We start from the raw sequence: 3,260 nt of genomic DNA, 5'->3' as shown, positions 1-3,260 counted from the left end.
AATTATGAATTATTACACAAAGGCTATCGTGTATTTTTAATGAAGAAATAAGTTTATGATATGTTACATAATAAACTTATTTTATATTTTAACTATTTTAATTTCGTGTATACCAAGTGTATGGCCCATCACCTCTTCTAGTCACTTCGGCCTTCTTAATTTCAGTTTCGATTGGTAAACGTTTTCCATATACAACCCATGTGAATGGACCAGATTCTCCATAAACAGTGAACTGATTATTTTGGACTTCACTAGCACCATAATTTGGTATTGGTATTGTTCCATTGTAGATTGGAGTTACATGGACTGTAAATTCTGTTGCTAATGCATCAACATATTCTGGTAGATTGATTGTAACACTAGTTTGGCCATCTTCGATTGCATCTTTACCTCTATAATAAACACCAGCCTCCGGACCTTCCAAGCATGCATGAACAAGATATTCATCTTCATGGAGTGGGTGATCAATTATAAATGTTTTAGTACCTTCAGCAAAAATTTCTCCAGAAGAAGAATTCCAATGGAGTGATGGATGACCTTGATTTGTGTATGTTGAAATTGGTTTAACAAAAAATCTATTTGTGCCACCTGTATTCAAAACAGAACCAGTTGCATTCAATATAATTGTTTTTGCATGTTGACTAGTTCGACCAGCTTCAGAACCAATAGCAACTGCGTAATCACCTTGTGATGCAAGGCCAGCAGCGAAACCAATGGCAACTGCATTGTCACCTTGATCGGTTCGACCAGCAGAACTGCCGATAGCAACTGCTTGGGAACCTTGTGTTCCGGAACCAGCAAATCTACCAATGGCAATGGCTTCGAGACCTTGTGTTCCGGAGCCAGCTTCACAACCAATAGCAACTGCATCAGTACCTTGTAGGGTTCGACCAGCGCTATCACCAATAGCAACTGCATCAGTACCTTGTGTGTTTGTACCAGCATTAAAACCAATTGCAACTGCACTACTACCTTGTAAAGTTTGAGCAGCATTATTACCAATAGCAACTGCCTGAGTACTTTGTCGGAATCCACCAGCACGGAAACCAATAGCAATTGCACCAATGCCTTGTGAGTTATTACCAGTCTCTCTACCAATAGCAACTGCGTTCATACCTTGTGTATTTTGACCAGCATTGAGACCAATAGCAACTGCATTATTACCCTGCTTAGTTGCACCAGCATCGTGACCAATAGCAACTGAATCGGTACCTTGTGTTCTGGCACCAGCAGTGTTACCAATAGCAACTGCATCAGCACCTTGTACAGTATTGCCAGCACTAATACCAATAGCAACTGCGTTTAGACCTTGTGTACTGGCACCAGCACTTATACCAATAGCAACTGCACTACTACCTTGTTGAGTTTGGCCAGCATTAGCACCAATGGCAACTGCAGATGAACCTTGTGTGTCTTCACCAGCGCTTTTACCAATAGCAACTGCTTGTGTACCCTGACTGATTAAACCAGCATTAGTGCTAATGGCAACTGCATCAGTACCTTGTGTACTATTACCAGCATTACTACCAATTGCAACTGCACCACTACCTTGTCGACTTTGACCAGCCAAAATACCAATAGCAACTGCAGATGAACCTTGACTAGTTTGACCAGCGGCGATACCAATAGCAACTGCAAAATTACCTTGTGTACCAGCACCAGCACTATTACCAATTGCAACTGCATCAGTACCTTGTCGAGTTTGACCAGCATTGAGACCAATAGCAACTGCACTAGAACCTTGTGTACCAGCACCAGCACTATTACCAATGGCAACTGCATTTATACTTTGCAAAGTTTGACCAGCACTATTACCAATGGCAACTGCACTAGAGCCTTGAGTACTAGCACCAGCACTCTTACCAATGGCAATTGCATCACTACCTTGTTTAGTTTGGCCAGCAGTTGTACCAATAGCAACTGAACTGGGACCTTGTGTACCAGCACCAGCACTATTACCAATAGCAACTGCATCAGCACCTTGTAAAGTTTGACCTGCAGCGATACCAATAGCAACTGCAAATGAACCTTGCGTATTTACACCTGCATCTTTACCAATAGCTATAGCTGCTGTTCCTTGGTTATTTCCACCAGCTCCAACACCAACTGCAACAACATTACTTGATGGATTGATCAATCCAGCTTGGTATCCAATTAGTACCATACCAGTAGTACCTAAAGTAGATGGACCAGCATCACATCCATAAATGGTATTTTCACAACCAGTTGCAGCTGCAGGTGGAGTTTTACCAGCCAGAAGATTGTTAGATGCATCGCATGTAATACCAAGACCAGTAGGACCAATTGGACCAGTAGAACCAGTCATACCTTTCATGCCTGTTGGACCAGTAGGACCAGTTTGACCAGTGCTACCAGTATTAGCAGCAGTTCCTGGAGGACCAGTTGGGCCGGTAGATCCAGTGGGACCAGTACAGCCAGTATTAGCAGCCATACCAGGAAGACCGGTTGGACCAATCGGACCAGTTGGACCAGTATATCCAGTAGGACCAGTTTGTCCAGTCATACCCTTCATACCCGTAGGACCAGTAGAACCAGTAGGACCGGTCTGTCCAGTCATACCCTTCATGCCCGTAGGTCCAGTTTGTCCAGTAGGACCAGTTGGACCAGTGCAACCAGTATTAGCAGCTTCACCAGGTGGACCAGTTGGACCAGTCAAACCAGTTGGACCAGTGTCACCAACAGGACCGGTAGAGCCAGTCATACCTTTCATACCTGTATGCCCTGTAGGACCTGTAGGACCAGTGCAGCCAGTATTAGCAGCTTCGCCAGGAGGACCAGTTGGGCCAGTTTGACCAGTAGCACCTTTCATGCCAGTTGGACCTGTCTGACCAGTAGCACCAACTTGTCCAGTTGGACCCGTAGGTCCAGTAGATCCAGTAGCACCAACTTGGCCAGTTGGACCCGTAGGTCCAGTTTGACCCGTAGCGCCCATTTGACCAGTTGGACCAGTTTGACCGGTGGCACCAACTTGACCAGTTGGACCCGTGGGTCCAGTTTGGCCGGTAGCACCAATTTGACCAGTAGCACCAGTAGCACCAGTGTCACCCATTGGACCTGTAGATCCAGTAGCACCAACTTGACCAGTTGGACCAGTGTCACCAATAGATCCAGTAGCACCAACTTGACCAGTTGGACCAGTAGATCCAGTAGCACCAACTTGACCAGTTGGACCTGTTTGACCGGTAGCACCAACTTGACCAGTTGGACCTGTTTGACCGGTAGCACCAACTTGACCAGTT

1 protein-coding gene is annotated in these 3,260 nt (G+C 45.2%); it reads right to left on the bottom strand.

Annotated elements, in window-relative coordinates; genetic code table 11:
- Positions 1 to 97: 97 nt before the first annotated feature.
- On the bottom strand, positions 98 to 3,260 hold a 3,163-nt coding region (locus GTN70_03570), incomplete at its 5' end, for a hypothetical protein (GenBank protein ID NIO16067.1).

The organism is Deltaproteobacteria bacterium, assembly GCA_011773515.1.
Classification (GTDB): Bacteria; Desulfobacterota; Deferrimicrobia; order J040; family J040; genus WVXK01.
Note: the sequence above shows the minus strand (reverse complement) of the source record. Positions and strands in the feature narration are given on the sequence as shown.